The following is a 16545-nucleotide window of genomic DNA, read 5'->3' on the forward strand; positions in this document are numbered from 1 at the left end:
TGTCTTTCCGCGGCCGGTCGGGCCGGTCTGGAATTGATTATTCGCCTGAAACATTAGCAGCGCGGCAGGCCTGCGCAACAACGCATCACATGGGACCATGCCCAATCGTGCGTTGTCGTGAACGGGGGTGGTGGGTTATCTCAAGGGAGTCCGGTGCTCCGCTGCCGCGAAAATGCGCAAATGCCGGCTTTTCAGGTCAATTCCATGCAAGAACACACCAAATCGTCCACGCTCGAGAACGCTATTGCACTGCAAAAATATGGCGTCGGGCAACCGGTCCGCCGCAAGGAGGACGACACCCTGGTGCGCGGCAAGGGCCGCTACACCGACGATTTCAACCTGCCCGGCCAGGCCTATGCCGTGGTCGTCCGTTCCACCCATGCCCATGGCATGATCCGTGGCATTGGCCTCGATGCCGCCAAGGCGATGCCGGGCGTGCTGGGGGTGTGGACCGGCAAGGACCTCGATGCCGCCGGCTATGGCCCCTTCACCTGCGGCCTGCCGCTGAAGAGCCGTGACGGCTCGCCCCTGCTCCAGACCAACCGCCAGCCGCTGGCGACCGACAAGGTCCGCTTCGTCGGCGACCCCGTCGCCTTCGTGGTGGCGGAGACGCTGGCCCAGGCGCGCGACGCGGCCGAGGCGGTCGAGCTCGACATCGAGCCGCTGCCGGCGGTGACGGATCCCGAGGAAGCCGCCAAGCCCGGCGCGCCGCAGCTCTATGACCACATCCCGAACAACGTCGCGCTCGACTACCACTATGGCGACATGGACAAGGTCAACGCGGCCTTCGCCAGCGCCGCTCATGTGACCAGGCTCGACATCGAGAACACCCGCGTCGCCGTGGTCTCGATGGAGCCGCGCGTGGGGCTTGCCTCCTACGACAAGAAGACCGAGCGTTACACGCTTCAGGTGCCGACCCAGGGCGTTGCCGGCAACCGCGCCAACCTCGCCAAGAACCTGAAGGTGCCGAACGAGAAGGTGCGCATTCTCACCGCCAATGTCGGCGGCTCCTTCGGCATGAAGAACATCAACTATCCCGAGTACATGTGCATCCTGTACGCGGCGAAGGCACTGGGGCGGCCGGTGAAGTGGCTGGACGAGCGCTCCACCAGCTTCCTCTCCGACAGCCATGGCCGCGCGCAGAAGATCCATGCCGAGCTCGCGCTCGATGCAGAGGGCCACTTCCTCGCGGCAAAGCTGTCCGGCTACGGCAATCTCGGCGCCTACATCACCGGCGTCGCGCCGGGCCCGCTTTCGCTCAACACCGGCAAGAACTTCTCCAGCGTCTATCGCACGCCGTTGATGGCGGTCGACATCAAGACGGTGCTCACCAACACCACGCTGATGGGCGCCTATCGCGGTGCCGGCCGGCCCGAGGCGAACTATTACATGGAGCGGTTGATCGACCGCGCCGCCGACGAGATGGGCATCAACCGGCTGACCTTGCGCAAGCGCAACTTCATCAAGCCGAACCAGATCCCGTTCGCGGCCTCCTCCGGCGTCACCTATGACAGCGGCGACTTCCAGGCCGTGTTCAACAAGGCGCTCGAAATCTCCGACCACGAGAACTTCGCCAAGCGCAAGAAGGAGAGCAAGAAGGCCGGCAAGCTGCGCGGCATCGCGGTCGGCTCCTATCTCGAGGTCACGGCGCCGCCGAGCCCCGAGCTCGGCAAGATCGTGTTCGATGCTGACGGCACCGTGCAGCTCATCACCGGCACGCTCGATTACGGCCAGGGCCATGCCACGCCGTTCGCGCAGGTGCTGTCCGAGCAGCTCGGCGTCCCCTTCGAGAGCGTGAAGCTCGTGCAGGGCGACAGCGACATCGTCCACACCGGCAACGGCACCGGCGGCTCGCGCTCGATCACTGCGACCGGCCAAGCCATCGTGGGGGCCGCAAAGCTCGTCATCGAGAAGGGCAAGCGCGCCGCCGCGCATATGCTGGAAGCGTCCGAGGCCGATATCGAGTTCGCCGACGGCAGCTTTACGATCGCCGGCACCGATCGCAGCATCGACATCATGGAGCTCGCGAAGAAGCTGCACGACGGCAAGGTGCCGGAGGGCGTGCCTGATACGCTCGACGTCGATCACACCAGCGAACCGGTCGCCTCGGCGTTCCCGAACGGCTGCCACGTCGCCGAGGTCGAGATCGACCCGGACACCGGCGTGGTGCAGATCGTGCGCTACAGCGCGGTCAACGATTTCGGCACGGTGATCAACCCGATGCTGGTCGCGGGCCAGCTCCATGGCGGCGTGGTCCAGGGCATCGGCCAGGCGCTGATGGAGCACATCCGCTACGACGAGAGCGGCCAGCCGATCACGGGCTCGCTGATGGACTACGCCCTGCCGCGTGCCGAGGACGTCCCCAACATGACGGTCGGCGATCATCCGGTGCCCGCCACCACCAATCCGCTCGGCAGCAAGGGCTGCGGCGAAGCAGGCTGCGCCGGCAGTCTCTCGACGGTGGTGAACGCGGTGCTCGATGCGCTGTCGGATTACGGCATCAAGCACATCGACATGCCGCTGACCCCGGAGCGGGTGTGGCGCGCGATCCAGGAGGCGAAGGCCAAGGCGGCGTAAGAGGCTCTATCGCGGAAGGTCATTCGCCGCGTCCACACGCACAGCTGTCATCGCCCGACTTGATCGGGCGATCCAGTACTCCGAGGCAATCGTGATTCACGGATGGGCCGCGGCGTACTGGATGCCCCGGTCAAGCCGGGGCATGACACCGCGTTTGTGGTGACAGGCTTGCCTCCGCTACGCCGCCGCCTGCTCGCGCGGCTGGTAGATTGCGGTGTGCAGGCAGTGGGCGAGCGGCATCGTGCCGTTGGCGACGACCAGCGCGTCGAGCTCGACGAAGCGGTGGCCCTTCTTCTCGTAGTTCGCGGTGACCTTGGCCCGCGCCGTGATCTCTTCACCGGCGCGCGCGGCGGACAGCAGCTGCATGCGGCTGCCGACGTGGATCCAGGGGCCCAGAATGGTGTTGTCGACGAGGACGCGGTTCATGACCCGCTGGATCAGGCCGGGATGGCCGAGGCTCTCGCGCGCGAAGATCGGATCCTTCTCCCTGACATCCGTGAGATAGTCGGCCGCGTCCTGCCCGGCCCAGCGGCGCGGCGTCGTGCCCAGCCACTTGCCCAGCTCGAACGTCGCAGGACTGACCGGCTTGCGCTCGGCGACAGCGGGGACTTCAACATAGTCGCTCAGCGACACCGCGGGCGCCTCCGCCGGCAGCGACGCCGTCCCCGTGGCGCACAGCTCGGTGCGGCTGAACACCTCGATGGTCAGCAGGCCGTTGTGCTCGGTCGCGTCGACGTCGGCAGTCTCGCCGTCATAGACCGGCTTGATGAAGCGCGCCTCGACCAGCCCACGGGAAAGGAAATCGCGGCCCCAGCGCGCGATCGGCACGTGCATCATGTAAGCGAAGACGTCGACGCCCGGGACCAGCCCGCCGGAAAAGCCGAAGCGGCGCGCGTTATTGTCGTCGTGCATCTTGTTTTCGGATTGCTTGGCGGTGTTGTAGGCCTCGACGCGGTAGGTTTCGAGCCGGTTCGGCATGGCTTGGCTTTCCCATATTCTTATTGTTTCAGGAGCGATGGTAGGGCCTGAGGAACCAGGGTCAATCCCCTCGCCTTTGCGGCCCGAATGGGGTACCACGCGCGGAATGACCGACACCCCCACCCGCATCTATGTCGACGCCGACGCCTGCCCTGTGAAGGACGAGATCTACCGCGTCGCGATCCGGCATGGCGTGCCCGTGAGCGTGGTCGCGGGCAATTTCATCCGCGTGCCGCAGGATCCCCTGATCGAGCGCATTGCCGCAGGTAGCGGCATGGATGCGGCCGACGACTGGATCGCCGAGCGCGCCAGGCCTGGCGATGTGGTCGTGACCTCGGACATCCCGCTGGCGAGCCGCTGTGTGAAGGCGGGCGCCGACGTAATCGCACCAAACGGAAAGCCGTTCACCGAAGAGTCGATCGGGATGACGCTGGCGGTGCGCAATCTGATGACGGATCTGCGCTCGGCCGGCGAAGTCACCGGCGGCCCGCGCTCGTTCGCGCCGCGCGACCGCTCGGCCTTCCTGTCCGCGCTCGACCAGACGCTGCGGCGGATCGCGCGGCGTCGCACTGATGCGGCCGCAACGAGTCAGGGCTGACGATGGCGCCGCCGCTGATCCAACTCAAAGACATCCGGCTGACCTTCGGCGGCACGCCGCTGCTGTCAGGGGTCGAGCTCAATGTCGCGCCATCCGAACGGGTCTGCCTGATCGGCCGCAACGGCTCCGGCAAGTCGACGCTGCTGAAGATCGCGGCCGGCCTGGTCGAGCCCGACTCCGGCACGCGCTTCGTGCAGCCGGGCGCAACGGTGCGCTACCTGCCGCAGGAGCCTGACTTCGGCGCGCACAAGACCACGCTCGCCTATGTCGAATCCGGGCTCGCGCCCGGCGACGACCAGCACCAGGCGCGTTATCTCCTGGAGCAGCTCGGCCTCACCGGCGAGGAGAACCCGCACAACCTCTCCGGCGGCGAGGCGCGCCGCGCGGCGCTCGCCTTTGTGCTGGCGCCCTCGCCCGACATTCTGCTGCTGGACGAGCCGACCAACCATCTCGATCTCGCCACCATCGAATGGCTGGAACAGGAGCTCGACAGCCGCCGCAGTGCGCTCGTCATCATCAGCCATGACCGCCGCTTCCTCACCAATCTGTCGCGCTCCACCGCCTGGCTCGACCGCGGCAAGATCAAGCAGATCGACCGCGGCTTTGCCTCGTTCGAGAGCTGGCGCGACGAGGTACTGGCGGAGGAAGAACGCGACCAGCACAAGCTCGACCGCAAGATCGTCGACGAGGAGCACTGGCTGCGCCACGGCGTCTCCGGCCGCCGCAAGCGCAACGTCAAACGCCTTGCCAATCTGCATGCGTTGCGAGCCCAGCGCCGCAACTACCGCGGCACCGCTGGAAACGCCAATCTCGCAGCTAGCGAGGCCGAGCAGTCCGGCAAGCTGGTGATCGAAGCCAAGGGCATCTCCAAAGCTTACGGCGAGCGCAAGATCGTCGAAAATTTCTCGACCCGGATCCAGCGCGGCGACCGGCTCGGCATCATCGGGCCGAACGGCGCCGGCAAGACCACCCTGGTCAATCTGCTCACGGGCGGCGGGCAACCCGATTCCGGCATCGTACGGCTGGGTGCCAATCTGGAAACGGCCACGCTCGATCAGCACCGCGAAAGCCTCGATCCCAAATCGACGCTGGCAGAAGCCCTCACCGGCGGCCGCGGCGATCAGATCATGGTCGGCGGCAAGCCGAAGCACGTCGTCGGCTACATGAAGGACTTCCTGTTCGGCCAGGAGCAGCGTGGCACGCCCGTGGAAGTACTCTCCGGCGGCGAGCGTGGCCGCCTGATGCTGGCGCGCGCGCTGGCAAAGCCGTCAAACCTCTTGGTGCTGGACGAGCCGACCAACGATCTCGATCTCGAAACGCTCGACGTGCTCGAGGAGATGCTGGGCGACTACGAGGGCACTGTCATCCTGATCAGCCACGACCGCGACTTCCTCGACCGCGTCGTCACCTCCGTGATCGCGCCCGAGGGTAACGGCAAATGGATCGAATATGCCGGCGGCTACAGCGACATGCTGGCGCAGCGCGGCGCAGACCTCAAACGCGAGACGGCGAAGGCGCAAGCGCCAGTGGAGAAGAAAGAGGAGCGCGCCGCTGCTCCGGCCGCGTCGGCGCCCAAGCGGAAGCTGAGCTTCAACGAGAAGCACGCGCTGGAAACGCTGCCGAAGAAGATGGAAACGTTGCACGCCGATATTGCAAAATTGCAGCGCGTGCTGGACGATCCCAATCTCTATGCGAAGGATCGCAAAAAATTCGACGACACCTCGGCCGCCATCGCCAAGGCGCATGAAGAACTGTCGGCCGCTGAAGAGCGCTGGCTCGAACTCGAAATGCTCCGTGAAGAGATTGAACAGGCATAACTTATGACAACAACTCTCGCCGCCAAAATCGCCCGCGAATACGGCACGCCCTGCGCCGTCATCGACATGGACAGGGTCGAGCGCAATATCGCGCGGATCCAGAAAGCCTGCGACGATGCCGGCATCGCCAATCGTCCGCACATCAAGACGCACAAGAACCCGACCATCGCCAAGATGCAGGTCGCGGCTGGAGCGAAAGGCATCACCTGCCAGAAGATCGGCGAGGCCGAGATCATGGCCAATGCCGGCATCGACGACATCCTGATCAGCTACAATCTCTTGGGCGAAGAGAAGATGGCGCGGCTCGGCGCGCTAAATGCCAAGACCAAGATGACGGTGGCGGCCGATAACTCGACAGTCGTCGCGGGCTTGCCGAAGGCCGCCGCGGCCTCGGGCCGTCCGCTCTCGGTCGTGGTCGAATGCGACACGGGGCGCAAGCGCGCGGGCGTCGAGACGCCCGCGGAGGCGATCGCGCTGGCGCGCGAGATCGCCGCGTCCAAGGGATTGGAGTTTGCCGGCTTCATGCTCTACCCGACCGAGACCGGCTGGGCTGACGCGCAGAAATTCTACGACGAGGCGCTGGCCGGCGTGCGCGCGCACGGGCTCGATGCAAAAATCGTCTCGACCGGCGGCACGCCGAACCTCGTCAACATTGGCAAGCTCAAAGGCGGCACCGAGCATCGCTTCGGCACCTACATCTATAACGACCGCATGCAGGTCGCGGCCGGCTCGGCCACGTGGGACGATTGCGCGCTGCACATCTATTCGACGGTGGTGAGCCGCGCCGCGCCCGAGCGCGGTATTTTGGACGCCGGCTCGAAGACGCTGACCACGGATACCGGCGGGCTCGACGGTCACGGCCTGATCCTGGAGCATCCCGAGGCGAAGATCGCCAAGTTCGCCGAGGAGCACGGCTTCCTCGATCTCTCCCGCAGCAACACAAGGCCGAATGTCGGCGACGTCGTCCGCATCGTACCGAACCACGTCTGCGTCGTCGTCAACATGATGGACGAGGTCGTAATGGTCCGCGGCGAGGAGATCATCGGCACGCTGCCGGTCGCGGCGCGGGGGAAGCTGCGGTAGGGTTCGCGCCGTTCCCACGGCCGTCATTGCGAGGAGCTCTTGCGACGAAGCAATCCAGACTACGCCCGAGGAGGGATTCTGGATTGCTTCGCTGCGCTCGCAATGACGGCGGTTAGCGACTGAGCCACTCCAGCACACCCCTGCCCGCTGCGGCCCCGGTCGCAAACGAAGCCTGCAGCAGATACCCGCCGGTCGGTGCTTCCCAATCGAGCATCTCGCCGGCGGCGAACACTCCGGGCAGCTTACGCAGCATGAAGTGTGCGTCGAGCTCGTCGAAGGTGATCCCGCCCGCCGTCGAGATCGCCCGATCGATCGGAGCCACGCCGGTGAGCTGAAGCGCAATGGCGTTGACCAGCTGCGCCAGCTCGGCCGGCGAGAACGCGGCCAGCGGCCGGCCAGAGGCGATGGCCGCTTCCTGCATCAGGCCGATGCCGGCCGGCGACAATTGCGCGGCCTTGCGCAGGAAGTTCGCCAGCGATTGCTTGCCGCGCACGCCCGACAGCCGCGTGGTCAGCGCCGCGGCGTCGAGGTCGGGCCGCAACGCGATCATCAGCGTCGCCTGCCCGAGACTCAGCACCGCCTCGCGCAGCTCTGACGAGAGCGCATAGATCGCGCCGCCTTCGATTCCGCTGCGGGTGATCATGGCTTCTCCGCGCACCGTGTGTGCGCCGATCGTCAGCGCCACGCCCTTGAGCGGCTGGCCCTCGAAACGGTCGCGGAACACTTCGGACCAGGCGACCGTGAAGCCGGAATTGGCGGGCCGCAACTTCGAGACGGCAACGCCTCTTGCGGCGAGGATGTCGACCCAGCTTCCATCCGATCCGAGCCGCGGCCAGCTTGCGCCGCCAAGGGCGAGCAGCGTGGCGTTCGCTTCGATGGCGGAGACACCTTTCGGCGTCTGAAAGATCAGCCGTCCCTCGCCGTCCCAGCCGATCCAGCGATGGCGAAAAGCAAAGCCGACACCGCCGCCATCGAGCCGCCGCAGCCAGGCGCGCAGCAAGGGCGAAGCCTTGAAGGCCTTGGGAAACACGCGTCCGCTGCTGCCGACGAAGGTCGGCTCGCCCAGCGCTCCGCACCAGGCCCGGAGCGCATCGGGTGAAAACGCGTCGATCGCCGCTTGCAGCTTCGGTGCGGCCTCGCGGTAGCGCGCCGTGAACTGCGGCAGCGGTTCGCTGTGGGTGAGATTGAGCCCACCGCGGCCCGCCATCAGGAACTTGCGCCCCGCAGACGGCATCGCGTCGTAGACCGTGACGCGCGCGCCTCCTGACGCCAGCACCTCCGCCGCCATCAGGCCGGCGGGACCTGCGCCGATGACGGCGACGGCCGTCAGAGCTTGATCCCCGCCCGCGCCGCGGCCTGCGCGACGTATTTCTGCGTCTGCTCGAACGCGCCCTGCAGCGCTCTGGCCTTCGACATGTCGCTGATCTCGGCGAAATGCGCGGCAATCGCATCGGGCGTCCACTCGCTCTCCGGCAGGTTGATGCCTTCGCTCTCCAAAATCTTGATCACCGCAAACGAGCCGGCACCGGCGCCCATGATGGTGCGGGTCGGGGCATCCTCGCTCAGCATGTACTCGACCGCGGGCGTGATCGCGTTCGGCTTCATCAGCTGCAGCGCCTGCGGCGGCAGCAGCTCTTCGGTCATGCGGGTCGCCGCCGTCGGCGAGACGATGTTGACGCGGATGTCGTTCTTGCGACCTTCCTCGGCGAGCACGTTCATAAGGCCAACCATGCCGGTTTTGGCGGCGCCGTAATTGGCCTGGCCGAAATTGCCGTAGAGGCCGGAGGATGACGTCGTCAGCACGATGCGACCGTAATTGCGGTCACGCATGCCGGCCCAGGCCGCCTTGCAGCAATAGAAGGTGCCGACGAGATGCACGTCGAGCACCTTCTGGAAATCGGCGACCTCCATCTTGCCGAACGACTTGTCGCGCAGGATGCCGGCATTGGCGCACAGAAGATCGACGCTGCCCCACTCCTTGGTGGCGCGCTCGACCATGGCGGTGACCTGCTCGAAATTGGAGACGTCGGCGCCGTCGGCCATCGCGGTGCCGCCGGCTTTGCGGATCTCCTCGACCACCGCTTCGGCCGGCGACAGCGAGCCGCCGGTGCCGTCGCGCGCGGCGCCGAAATCGTTGACGACGACCTTGGCGCCGCGGCTCGCCAGCCCCAGCGCATGCGCGCGTCCGAGACCATTGCCCGCGCCGGTGACGATGGCGACGCGTCCGTCGAACCTGATTGCCATGAGTGCGTTTCCTTTCTTCCTTCTCCCCTTGCGGGAGAAGGTGGCGCGCAACGCGCGCCGGATGAGGGGTATCTCTCGGCAGCCGAGTTCGTGGAGAGATACCCCTCACCCGGCTTCGCGTTCCGCGAAGCCACCCTCTCCCGCAGGGGGAGAGGGTGCACCGAGCGTGAATTATGCAGCTTTTGAGCAGCGATGGGTTGCCGGGTCAAGGCCGGCAACGGCGGCACGGGCCTATTCGAAATAGATCAGGCCGAGCCACTCGGCGACCAGTGCCGGCTTGTCCTCGCCCTCGATCTCCACCGTGACGTTGGTGCGGGACTGCAATTCGTTCGGCTTGCGGAGCTTGGCTTCCGCCAGCACGAAGCGGCCGCGCACGCGCTTGCCTGACCGCACCGGCGAGATGAAGCGCAGCTTGTCGAAGCCGTAATTCACGCCCATCGTGGTGCCGGCGATGACAGGCATTACCTCGTAGGACATGATCGACAGCAGCGACATCGTGAGAAAGCCGTGCGCGATGGTGGTGCCGAAGGCGGTCTCCTTCTTCGCGCGTTCCGGATCGACGTGGATGAACTGGCGATCCTCGATCACGTCGGCATAGGTGTCGATGCGGGGCTGATCGATCAGATGCCATGACGACACGCCGATCTCCTTGCCGACCATGGCCTGATAGGCTTCGAGCGTTACAGGCGGCTTCTTCCAGACTTCGTTCACTTAGGTCTCACTCCGTGTCTTCGCCAGCTCCGGAAAATCCTCCTCACGGAATTCCCGGCCGCGCAAGGGATCGCTCCGATCATCGTCGCGTTCGAGCCGTCGTAGCTGGACGCGGCGGATCTTTCCAGAGATCGTCTTCGGGAGCTCGGTGACGATTTCGAGGCGGCGGATGCGCTTGAACGGCGCCAGACGCGCGTGCAGGTGCTTGAAGATGGAGAGCGCGGTTTCCGGCGTCCGCTCCGCGCCCGAGGTCAGCAGCACGAAGGCCTTGGGGATCGCAAGCCGGATCGGGTCCGGGCTCGGCACCACCGCAGCTTCCGCGACGAGTTCGTGCTCGAGCAGCACGCTCTCCAGCTCGAACGGGCTGATGCGGTAGTCCGAGGATTTGAACACGTCGTCGGAGCGGCCGACGAAGGTGAGATAGCCGTCCTCATCCGCAAACACCACGTCGCCGCTGCGATAGAGCGCGCCTTCGGCCCCCGACAATTTGCCGTCGTCACCCTGATAGCCCTGCATCAGGCCCGCGGGGCGGTCAGCGTCCAGCACCAACGTCACCTCGCCCTCCCTTGCGGGATTGCCGTCGGCATCGCTGATCTGCACGCGATAGCCCGGCAGCGGCCGGCCCATCGAGCCGATCTTGATGGGCTGCCCCGGCGAGTTGCCGGCGAGCGCCGTGGTCTCGGTCTGGCCGTAGCCGTCGCGGATGGTGAGGCCCCAAGCGGCCTGCACCTGGTCGATCACTTCAGGGTTGAGCGGCTCGCCGGCGCCGCAGACTTCGCGAAGAGCCACCTTGAAGGAAGCCAGGTTCTCCTGGATGAACAGCCGCCACACCGTCGGCGGCGCGCACAGCGTGGTGACGCCGCAGCGGCCGATGGTGGCGAGCAGCGCTTTGGCGTCGAAGCGCGGCTGGTTGACCACGAACACGGTCGCACCGGCATTCCACGGCGCGAAGAAGCAGCTCCAGGCATGCTTGGCCCAGCCGGGCGAAGAGATGTTGAGATGGACGTCGCCGGGCTTCAGCCCGATCCAGTACATCGTCGAGAGATGGCCGACGGGATAGCTGCGCTGGCTGTGCCGGACGAGCTTTGGTTTTGCTGTCGTGCCCGAGGTGAAATAGAGCAGCATCGGGTCGTCGGCATGGGTCGGACCATCAGGCGCAAAACTTTCGGAAGCCTTGGCCGCCTCGTCAAATGCAAGCCAACCGTCGGAGGCCGCGCCGACGACGATGCGGACAACATTCTCGGCGCCCAAGCTCGCGAATTTTGCGACCTGGTCCTGCGCCGCGATCACCGCCCTCGCCTTGCCGCGATCGAGCCGGTCGCGCAGCTCGTCGGCGGTCAGCAGCGTCGTGGCGGGAATGACGACCACGCCGAGCTTCATCGCGGCGAGCATCGTCTCCCACAGCGGTACCACATTGCCGAGCAGCAGCAGGAGATGATCGCCGCGCTTCAAACCCTGCGCGCGAAGGAAGTTCGCGACCTGGTTGGAGCGACGCGACAGCGCCGCGAAAGACAGCTTCGTCTGCTTGTCCTGGGCGGCGTCGACGATCCAGAGCGCAGGCCGATCCTTGCTGTCCGCATTGGCCGCGAGCTCAGCGTCGAACCAGTCGAGCGCCCAGTTGAAAGGAACCGGATCGGGCCAGCGGAAACCTTTAACCGCCGCCTCGTAATCCGTGCGGTGTTGCAGAAGGAACGCGCGTGCTTCCTGGAATGTGGTCATCAAGCTTTCCCGGCCAAACTCCTAACGTGCTTGATAATTCCGGAAAAATCCACCCCGCCCTGGCCGGCTGCGTCGAAAGACTGATAGATCTCCTGCGCATGCTTGCCGAGCGGCGTGGCCGCGCCCGCAGCTTTCGCCGCATCCTGCGCCAGGGTGAGGTCCTTCACCATCAGCGCCGAGGCAAAGCCCGGCTTGTAATCGTTGTTGGCCGGCGAGGTCGGCACCGGGCCGGGCACCGGGCAATAGGTCGTCAGCGACCAGCACTGGCCGGACGAGGTCGAGGCGACGTCGAACAGCGCCTGATGCGAGAGCCCGAGCTTCTCACCGAGCGCAAAGGCCTCGCTCACCGCGATCATGGAAATGCCGAGGATCATGTTGTTGCAGATTTTCGCGGCCTGGCCCGCACCGGCCCCGCCGCAATGCACGATCTTCTTGCCCATGTTCTCGAGCACGGGCTTTGCCGCGGCAAATGCCTTCTCCTCGCCGCCGCACATGAAGGTGAGCGTTGCGCCCTTGGCGCCGCCGGTGCCGCCGGAGACCGGCGCATCGACCGAGAGCACGCCGTGCTTGGCGGCGAGCGCATGCGCGGCCCGCGCGCTCTCGACGTCGATGGTGGAGCTGTCGATGATCAGCGTCCCCTTGATCATGACAGGCACGACCTCGTTCCAGACGCCGAGCACGTGCTTGCCTGCGGGGAGCATGGTGACCACGACATCGGCGCCCTTCACCGCGGCGGGCGCGCTGTCGGCAATGCTGGCGCCATCGGCCCTGGCCTGATTGCGCGAGGCTTCGACCAGGTCGAACGCCACCACCTTGTGGCCGGCCTTGACGAGGTTGGCCGCCATCGGGCCGCCCATGTTGCCGAGACCGATGAATGCGATCGTGGCCATTGTCGTTTCCTCCGCTGTCGCGTTGTTAATTGAACTTCAATTCGTCGGCGCCGATTTCGGCGAGATAGGGCGCCAGCATCTCCGGCCTCACATCCTCGATTGCTCGCGGCGACCAGGTCGGGTTGCGATCCTTGTCGATCACGGCGGCGCGCACGCCTTCGCGAAAATCATCGCTCCGAAATACTTCCAGTGCGGCGCGGTATTCGCGCACCAGGCACTCTTCCAGGCTCGATCCGCGCGCAAGCCGCAGCAGTTTGAGCGTCACCACCATGCCGCGCGGCGATTTTTCGCTCAGCGTCTTCAGCGTGGCCAGCGCGAACTCGGAACCATCGCGCTTCAGCGCAGCGAAAATGTCCTCCATGCGGTCGAAGCCGAACAACGCATCGATGATCGGCTCCCTGGCGGCGACCGGCCCCGCAGTCTCGCCCGTCGCAAAGCCGCTGATGAGCTTGCCGACATCGTCAGCGGTCGCACCAAGGCGCAGCTTGGTCAGCGCCTCGCGCAGCTCCGGCAATCTCGCCACCGGCACGACCCAATCGGCAAACTTCGCATGGATCGCGTCTGGCCCGTTCATGGTCTGGCCGGTCAGCCCGAAATAGGTGCCGATCTCGCCCGGCGCATGCGACAGCAGATAGGTGCCGCCGACATCGGGGAAGAAGCCGAGGCCGACTTCGGGCATCGCGAGCTTGGTGCGATCGGTGACGACGCGGTGGCTGGCATGCGCGGAAAGCCCGACGCCGCCGCCCATGACAATGCCGTCCATGAAGGCGACATAGGGTTTTGGAAACTTCTTGATTCGGGCATTGAGGATGTACTCCTCCCGCCACAGGATCTTGCCGAGATCGCCACCAGCCTTGGAGCTTTCCCAGAGCGTGCGGATGTCGCCGCCGGCGCAGAGGCCGCGCTCGCCGGCGCCTTCAAGCAGGATCACGGCAACGGCAGGATCAGCCTCGAAGCGGTCGAGCGCCTTGTCGATGTCGCGAAACATCTCCAGCGTGACGGCGTTGATCGCCTTGGGGCGGTTGAGCCTGATGATGCCGGCGGCGCCCTCAACGCGGGCGACGAGATCGCCCTCTTCCGCTGCCGTCATCGCGCGCCCTCGATCAATTTGCGCGCCACGATGAGCCGCATGATTTCATTGGTGCCTTCGAGGATCTGGTGCACGCGTAAGTCGCGCACGATCTTCTCGATGCCGTATTCGCTGAGGTAACCGTAGCCGCCGTGAAGCTGCAGCGCATGGTTGGCGACCTCGAACCCGACATCGGTGCCGAAGCGTTTCGCCATGGCGCAGAGCATGGTGGCATCGGGGTCCTTGCGATCGAGCGCCGCCGCAGCACGCCACAGGAAGGTGCGCGCGGCCTCGAGCTCGATCGCCATGTCGGCAAGACGGAATTGCAATGCCTGGAATTCGTCGAGCCGTTTTCCGAACGCCTTGCGCTCCTTCATGTAGGCGCGCGCCTTGTCGAGCGCCGCTTGCGCGCCGCCGAGCGAGCACGCCGTAATGTTGAGACGGCCGCCGTCAAGGCCGGCCATCGCGATCTTGAAGCCTGTGCCCTCCTCGCTCAGGCGATTGGCCACAGGTACGCGGGCGTTCTCGAATATCACCGCGCGGGTCGGCTGCGCGTTCCAGCCCATCTTGCGCTCATTGGCGCCGAAGGAGACGCCGGGTGTCTTGCCGTCGATGACGAGGGTCGAGATGCCGCCGGGACCATCGCCGCCGGTCCTGACCATCGCGACCAGAACGTCGGTACGGCCGGCGCCGGAGATGAACTGCTTCTGGCCGTTGAGGACGTAATGATCGCCCTCGCGTACCGCGCGGGTGCGCAGCGCTGCCGCGTCCGAGCCGGCGCCCGGCTCGGTCAGGCAGTAGCTTGCGATCAGCTCCATGGTGCAGAGCTTCGGCAGCCATTGATGGCGCTGGGCGTCGCTGCCGAAGGCATCGATCATCCAGCTCGCCATGTTGTGGATGGAGATGAAGGCCGAGGTGGTCGGGCAGCCCGTCGCCAGCGCCTCGAAGATCAGCGCCGCATCGAACCGCGTCATGGCGGAGCCGCCGACATCCTCGCGGATGTAGATGCCGCCCATGCCGAGCGTAGCCGCCTCGCGCATCACGTCGACGGGGAAATGCTTTTCCTCGTCCCAGCGCAGCGCATGCGGCGCGATCTTCTCCGCCGCAAACGCCAGCGCCATGTCGCGAAGGACGACCTGATCCTCGTTCAGAGCGAATTGCATGCTGGGCTCCTCACCTTCCTCGTCATTGCGAGGAGCAGAGCGACGAAGCAATCCAGACTGTCTCTGCGGAAAGATTCTGGATTGCTTCGCTGCGCTCGCAATGACGGGCTGGGCTACAGCCTTACTTCATCAGCGGGATCGAGAACTCCGCACCCTCCTTGACGCCGGACGGCCAGCGCGAGGTCACCGTCTTGGTCTTGGTGTAGAAGCGGACCGAATCCGGACCGTGCTGGTTGAGATCACCGAAGCCCGACTTCTTCCAGCCGCCGAAGGTGTAATAGGCGATCGGCACCGGGATCGGCACGTTGATGCCGACCATGCCGACATTGACCTTGGCCGCGAAGTCGCGCGCGGCATCGCCGTCGCGGGTGAAGATGGCAACGCCGTTGCCGTAGTCGTGGTCGGACGGCAGCGCCAGCGCTTCCTTGTAGTCATGCGCGCGCACGACCGAGAGCACCGGGCCGAAGATCTCTTCCTTGTAGATCCGCATGTCCTTGGTGACGTTGTCGAACAGCGAACCGCCGAGATAGAAGCCGTTCTCGTAGCCCTGCATCTTGAAGCCGCGGCCGTCGACCGCCAGCGTCGCGCCTTCCTTGATGCCGATGTCGATATAGCTCTTGACCTTCTCGACCGCCTCGCGCGTGACGAGTGGGCCGTAATCGGCCGACGGATCGATCGAGGTGCCGATCTTCAAGGACTCGACGCGCGGGATCAACTTTTCCATCAGCCGGTCGGCGGTGGACTTGCCGACGGGGACGGCGACGGAGACGGCCATGCAGCGCTCGCCGGCCGAGCCGTAGCCGGCGCCGATCAGCGCGTCGACGGCCTGATCCATGTCGGCGTCGGGCATGACGATGGCGTGGTTCTTGGCGCCGCCGAAGCACTGGCAGCGCTTGCCGGTCTGGGCTGCGCGCTCATAGATGTATTGCGCGATCGGGGTCGAGCCGACGAAGCCGACGGCCTTGATATCGGGATCGTCGAGGATGGCGTCGACCGCTTCCTTGTCACCATTGACGACGTTGAGGATGCCGGCCGGCAGGCCCGCTTCCATCATGAGTTCAGCCAGCAGCATCGGCACGCCGGGGTCGCGCTCGGACGGCTTGAGGATGAAGGCGTTGCCGCACGCAATGGCGGGGGCGAACTTCCACATCGGGATCATCGCCGGGAAGTTGAACGGCGTGATGCCGGCAACGACGCCGAGCGGCTGGCGCATCGAATAGATGTCGATGCCGGGACCGGCGCCTTCGGTGTATTCGCCCTTCATCAGATGCGGAATGCCGCAGGCGAATTCCGCGACTTCGAGGCCGCGCTGAATGTCGCCCTTGGCGTCCGGCACGGTCTTGCCATGCTCACGCGCCAGCAGCTCGGCGAGCTTGTCGTAGTCGCGCTGCACCAGCTCGACGAACTTCGACATGACGCGGGCGCGGCGCTGCGGGTTGGTCGCGGCCCATTCCGGCTGCGCGGCGCGCGCGTTCTCGACGGCGGCGCGAACCTCGGCCTTGGACGCCAGCGCGACCTTGGCCTGTACGTCGCCGGTCATCGGCTCGAAGACGTCGGCAGTGCGACCCGAGGTGCCCTTAACTTCCTTGCCACCGATGAAATGTCCGACTGAACGCATGGAATGATCTCCTTGAGGTCGAGCTTGAACGCTTTGACAAATCCTATCGACCTGCATTTATTGGGATTCAAGTCTGAG

Annotated in this window: 13 protein-coding genes; 4 read left to right on the forward strand and 9 right to left on the reverse strand. The window is 65.6% G+C overall.

Features of this window, described 5'->3' with window-relative positions:
* Nucleotides 1-204: 204 nt before the first annotated feature.
* Nucleotides 205-2577 (forward strand): xanthine dehydrogenase family protein molybdopterin-binding subunit, encoded by a 2373-nt coding sequence (locus ACNJYA_RS22205; RefSeq protein ID WP_212257468.1) that lies wholly within the window; start codon nt 205-207, stop codon nt 2575-2577.
* Between the two features lie 177 nt (nt 2578-2754).
* Here the strand turns inward: ACNJYA_RS22205 and ACNJYA_RS22210 are convergent, their stop codons facing one another.
* Nucleotides 2755-3555 carry a hypothetical protein gene (locus tag ACNJYA_RS22210; RefSeq protein WP_439363313.1) on the reverse strand — a complete coding sequence of 267 codons (801 nt, stop codon included), beginning with the start codon at nt 3553-3555 and terminating at the stop codon, nt 2755-2757.
* 106 nt (nt 3556-3661) lie between these two features.
* On the opposite strand from ACNJYA_RS22210, the gene ACNJYA_RS22215 reads away from it, so the two are divergent.
* The 3 genes from ACNJYA_RS22215 to ACNJYA_RS22225 are packed head-to-tail and all read left to right on the forward strand — an operon-like array spanning nt 3662 to nt 7053.
* Complete coding sequence (locus ACNJYA_RS22215; RefSeq protein WP_172786356.1) at nt 3662-4153, forward strand: YaiI/YqxD family protein; 492 nt, start codon at nt 3662-3664, stop codon at nt 4151-4153.
* 2 nt (nt 4154-4155) lie between these two features.
* Complete coding sequence (locus ACNJYA_RS22220) at nt 4156-5970, forward strand: ABC-F family ATP-binding cassette domain-containing protein (RefSeq protein WP_439363314.1); 1815 nt, start codon at nt 4156-4158, stop codon at nt 5968-5970.
* A gap of 3 nt (nt 5971-5973) precedes the next feature.
* Nucleotides 5974-7053, forward strand: coding sequence for a D-TA family PLP-dependent enzyme (locus ACNJYA_RS22225; protein WP_439363315.1), 1080 nt, complete (start codon nt 5974-5976; stop codon nt 7051-7053).
* A gap of 112 nt (nt 7054-7165) precedes the next feature.
* Here the strand turns inward: ACNJYA_RS22225 and ACNJYA_RS22230 are convergent, their stop codons facing one another.
* From ACNJYA_RS22230 to ACNJYA_RS22265, 8 genes are all read right to left on the reverse strand, one after another.
* On the reverse strand, nt 7166-8341 hold the full coding sequence (locus tag ACNJYA_RS22230; RefSeq protein WP_439363316.1) for an NAD(P)/FAD-dependent oxidoreductase: 1176 nt from the start codon (nt 8339-8341) through the stop codon (nt 7166-7168).
* Nucleotides 8342-8379: 38 nt separating this feature from the next.
* Nucleotides 8380-9297, reverse strand: coding sequence for an SDR family NAD(P)-dependent oxidoreductase (locus ACNJYA_RS22235; protein WP_439363317.1), 918 nt, complete (start codon nt 9295-9297; stop codon nt 8380-8382).
* Nucleotides 9298-9528: 231 nt separating this feature from the next.
* The gene (locus ACNJYA_RS22240) at nt 9529-10008 is read right to left on the reverse strand and encodes a MaoC family dehydratase (protein ID WP_172786352.1); all 480 of its coding nucleotides are present in this window, start codon (nt 10006-10008) and stop codon (nt 9529-9531) included.
* Nucleotides 10009-11727, reverse strand: coding sequence for an AMP-binding protein (locus tag ACNJYA_RS22245; RefSeq protein ID WP_439363318.1), 1719 nt, complete (start codon nt 11725-11727; stop codon nt 10009-10011). It lies immediately after the preceding gene.
* Nucleotides 11727-12617 carry a 3-hydroxyisobutyrate dehydrogenase gene (gene mmsB / locus ACNJYA_RS22250; protein WP_439400751.1) on the reverse strand — a complete coding sequence of 297 codons (891 nt, stop codon included), beginning with the start codon at nt 12615-12617 and terminating at the stop codon, nt 11727-11729. The genes ACNJYA_RS22245 and mmsB overlap by 1 nt, the downstream gene beginning before the upstream one ends.
* A 25-nt stretch (nt 12618-12642) precedes the next feature.
* Nucleotides 12643-13707, reverse strand: a complete 1065-nt coding sequence (locus ACNJYA_RS22255) for an enoyl-CoA hydratase/isomerase family protein (RefSeq protein ID WP_439400752.1) — start codon at nt 13705-13707, stop codon at nt 12643-12645.
* Nucleotides 13704-14849, reverse strand: coding sequence for an isobutyryl-CoA dehydrogenase (locus ACNJYA_RS22260; RefSeq protein WP_439400753.1), 1146 nt, complete (start codon nt 14847-14849; stop codon nt 13704-13706). Before ACNJYA_RS22260 ends, ACNJYA_RS22255 begins: the two co-directional genes overlap by 4 nt.
* 121 nt (nt 14850-14970) lie before the next feature.
* Nucleotides 14971-16467 (reverse strand): CoA-acylating methylmalonate-semialdehyde dehydrogenase, encoded by a 1497-nt coding sequence (locus ACNJYA_RS22265; RefSeq protein ID WP_439400754.1) that lies wholly within the window; start codon nt 16465-16467, stop codon nt 14971-14973.
* Nucleotides 16468-16545 lie beyond the last annotated feature (78 nt).

This window comes from Bradyrhizobium sp. BLXBL-01, assembly GCF_051853025.1.
In the GTDB taxonomy this organism is placed as follows: domain Bacteria; phylum Pseudomonadota; class Alphaproteobacteria; order Rhizobiales; family Xanthobacteraceae; genus Bradyrhizobium.

Bases quoted from the DNA above. Each gene is read 5' to 3' on its own strand.
- ACNJYA_RS22220 (WP_439363314.1), top strand. From the start codon at position 4,156: ATGGCGCCGCCGCTGATCCAACTCAAAGACATCCGGCTGACCTTCGGC.
- ACNJYA_RS22225 (WP_439363315.1), top strand. From the start codon at position 5,974: ATGACAACAACTCTCGCCGCCAAAATCGCCCGCGAATACGGCACGCCC.
- ACNJYA_RS22245 (WP_439363318.1), bottom strand. From the start codon at position 11,727: ATGACCACATTCCAGGAAGCACGCGCGTTCCTTCTGCAACACCGCACG.
- ACNJYA_RS22260 (WP_439400753.1), bottom strand. From the start codon at position 14,849: ATGCAATTCGCTCTGAACGAGGATCAGGTCGTCCTTCGCGACATGGCG.
- ACNJYA_RS22205 (WP_212257468.1), top strand. From the start codon at position 205: ATGCAAGAACACACCAAATCGTCCACGCTCGAGAACGCTATTGCACTG.
- ACNJYA_RS22255 (WP_439400752.1), bottom strand. From the start codon at position 13,707: ATGACGGCAGCGGAAGAGGGCGATCTCGTCGCCCGCGTTGAGGGCGCC.
- ACNJYA_RS22215 (WP_172786356.1), top strand. From the start codon at position 3,662: ATGACCGACACCCCCACCCGCATCTATGTCGACGCCGACGCCTGCCCT.
- ACNJYA_RS22235 (WP_439363317.1), bottom strand. From the start codon at position 9,297: ATGGCAATCAGGTTCGACGGACGCGTCGCCATCGTCACCGGCGCGGGC.
- ACNJYA_RS22265 (WP_439400754.1), bottom strand. From the start codon at position 16,467: ATGCGTTCAGTCGGACATTTCATCGGTGGCAAGGAAGTTAAGGGCACC.
- ACNJYA_RS22210 (WP_439363313.1), bottom strand. From the start codon at position 3,555: ATGCCGAACCGGCTCGAAACCTACCGCGTCGAGGCCTACAACACCGCC.
- ACNJYA_RS22230 (WP_439363316.1), bottom strand. From the start codon at position 8,341: ATGGCGGCGGAGGTGCTGGCGTCAGGAGGCGCGCGCGTCACGGTCTAC.
- mmsB (WP_439400751.1), bottom strand. From the start codon at position 12,617: ATGGCCACGATCGCATTCATCGGTCTCGGCAACATGGGCGGCCCGATG.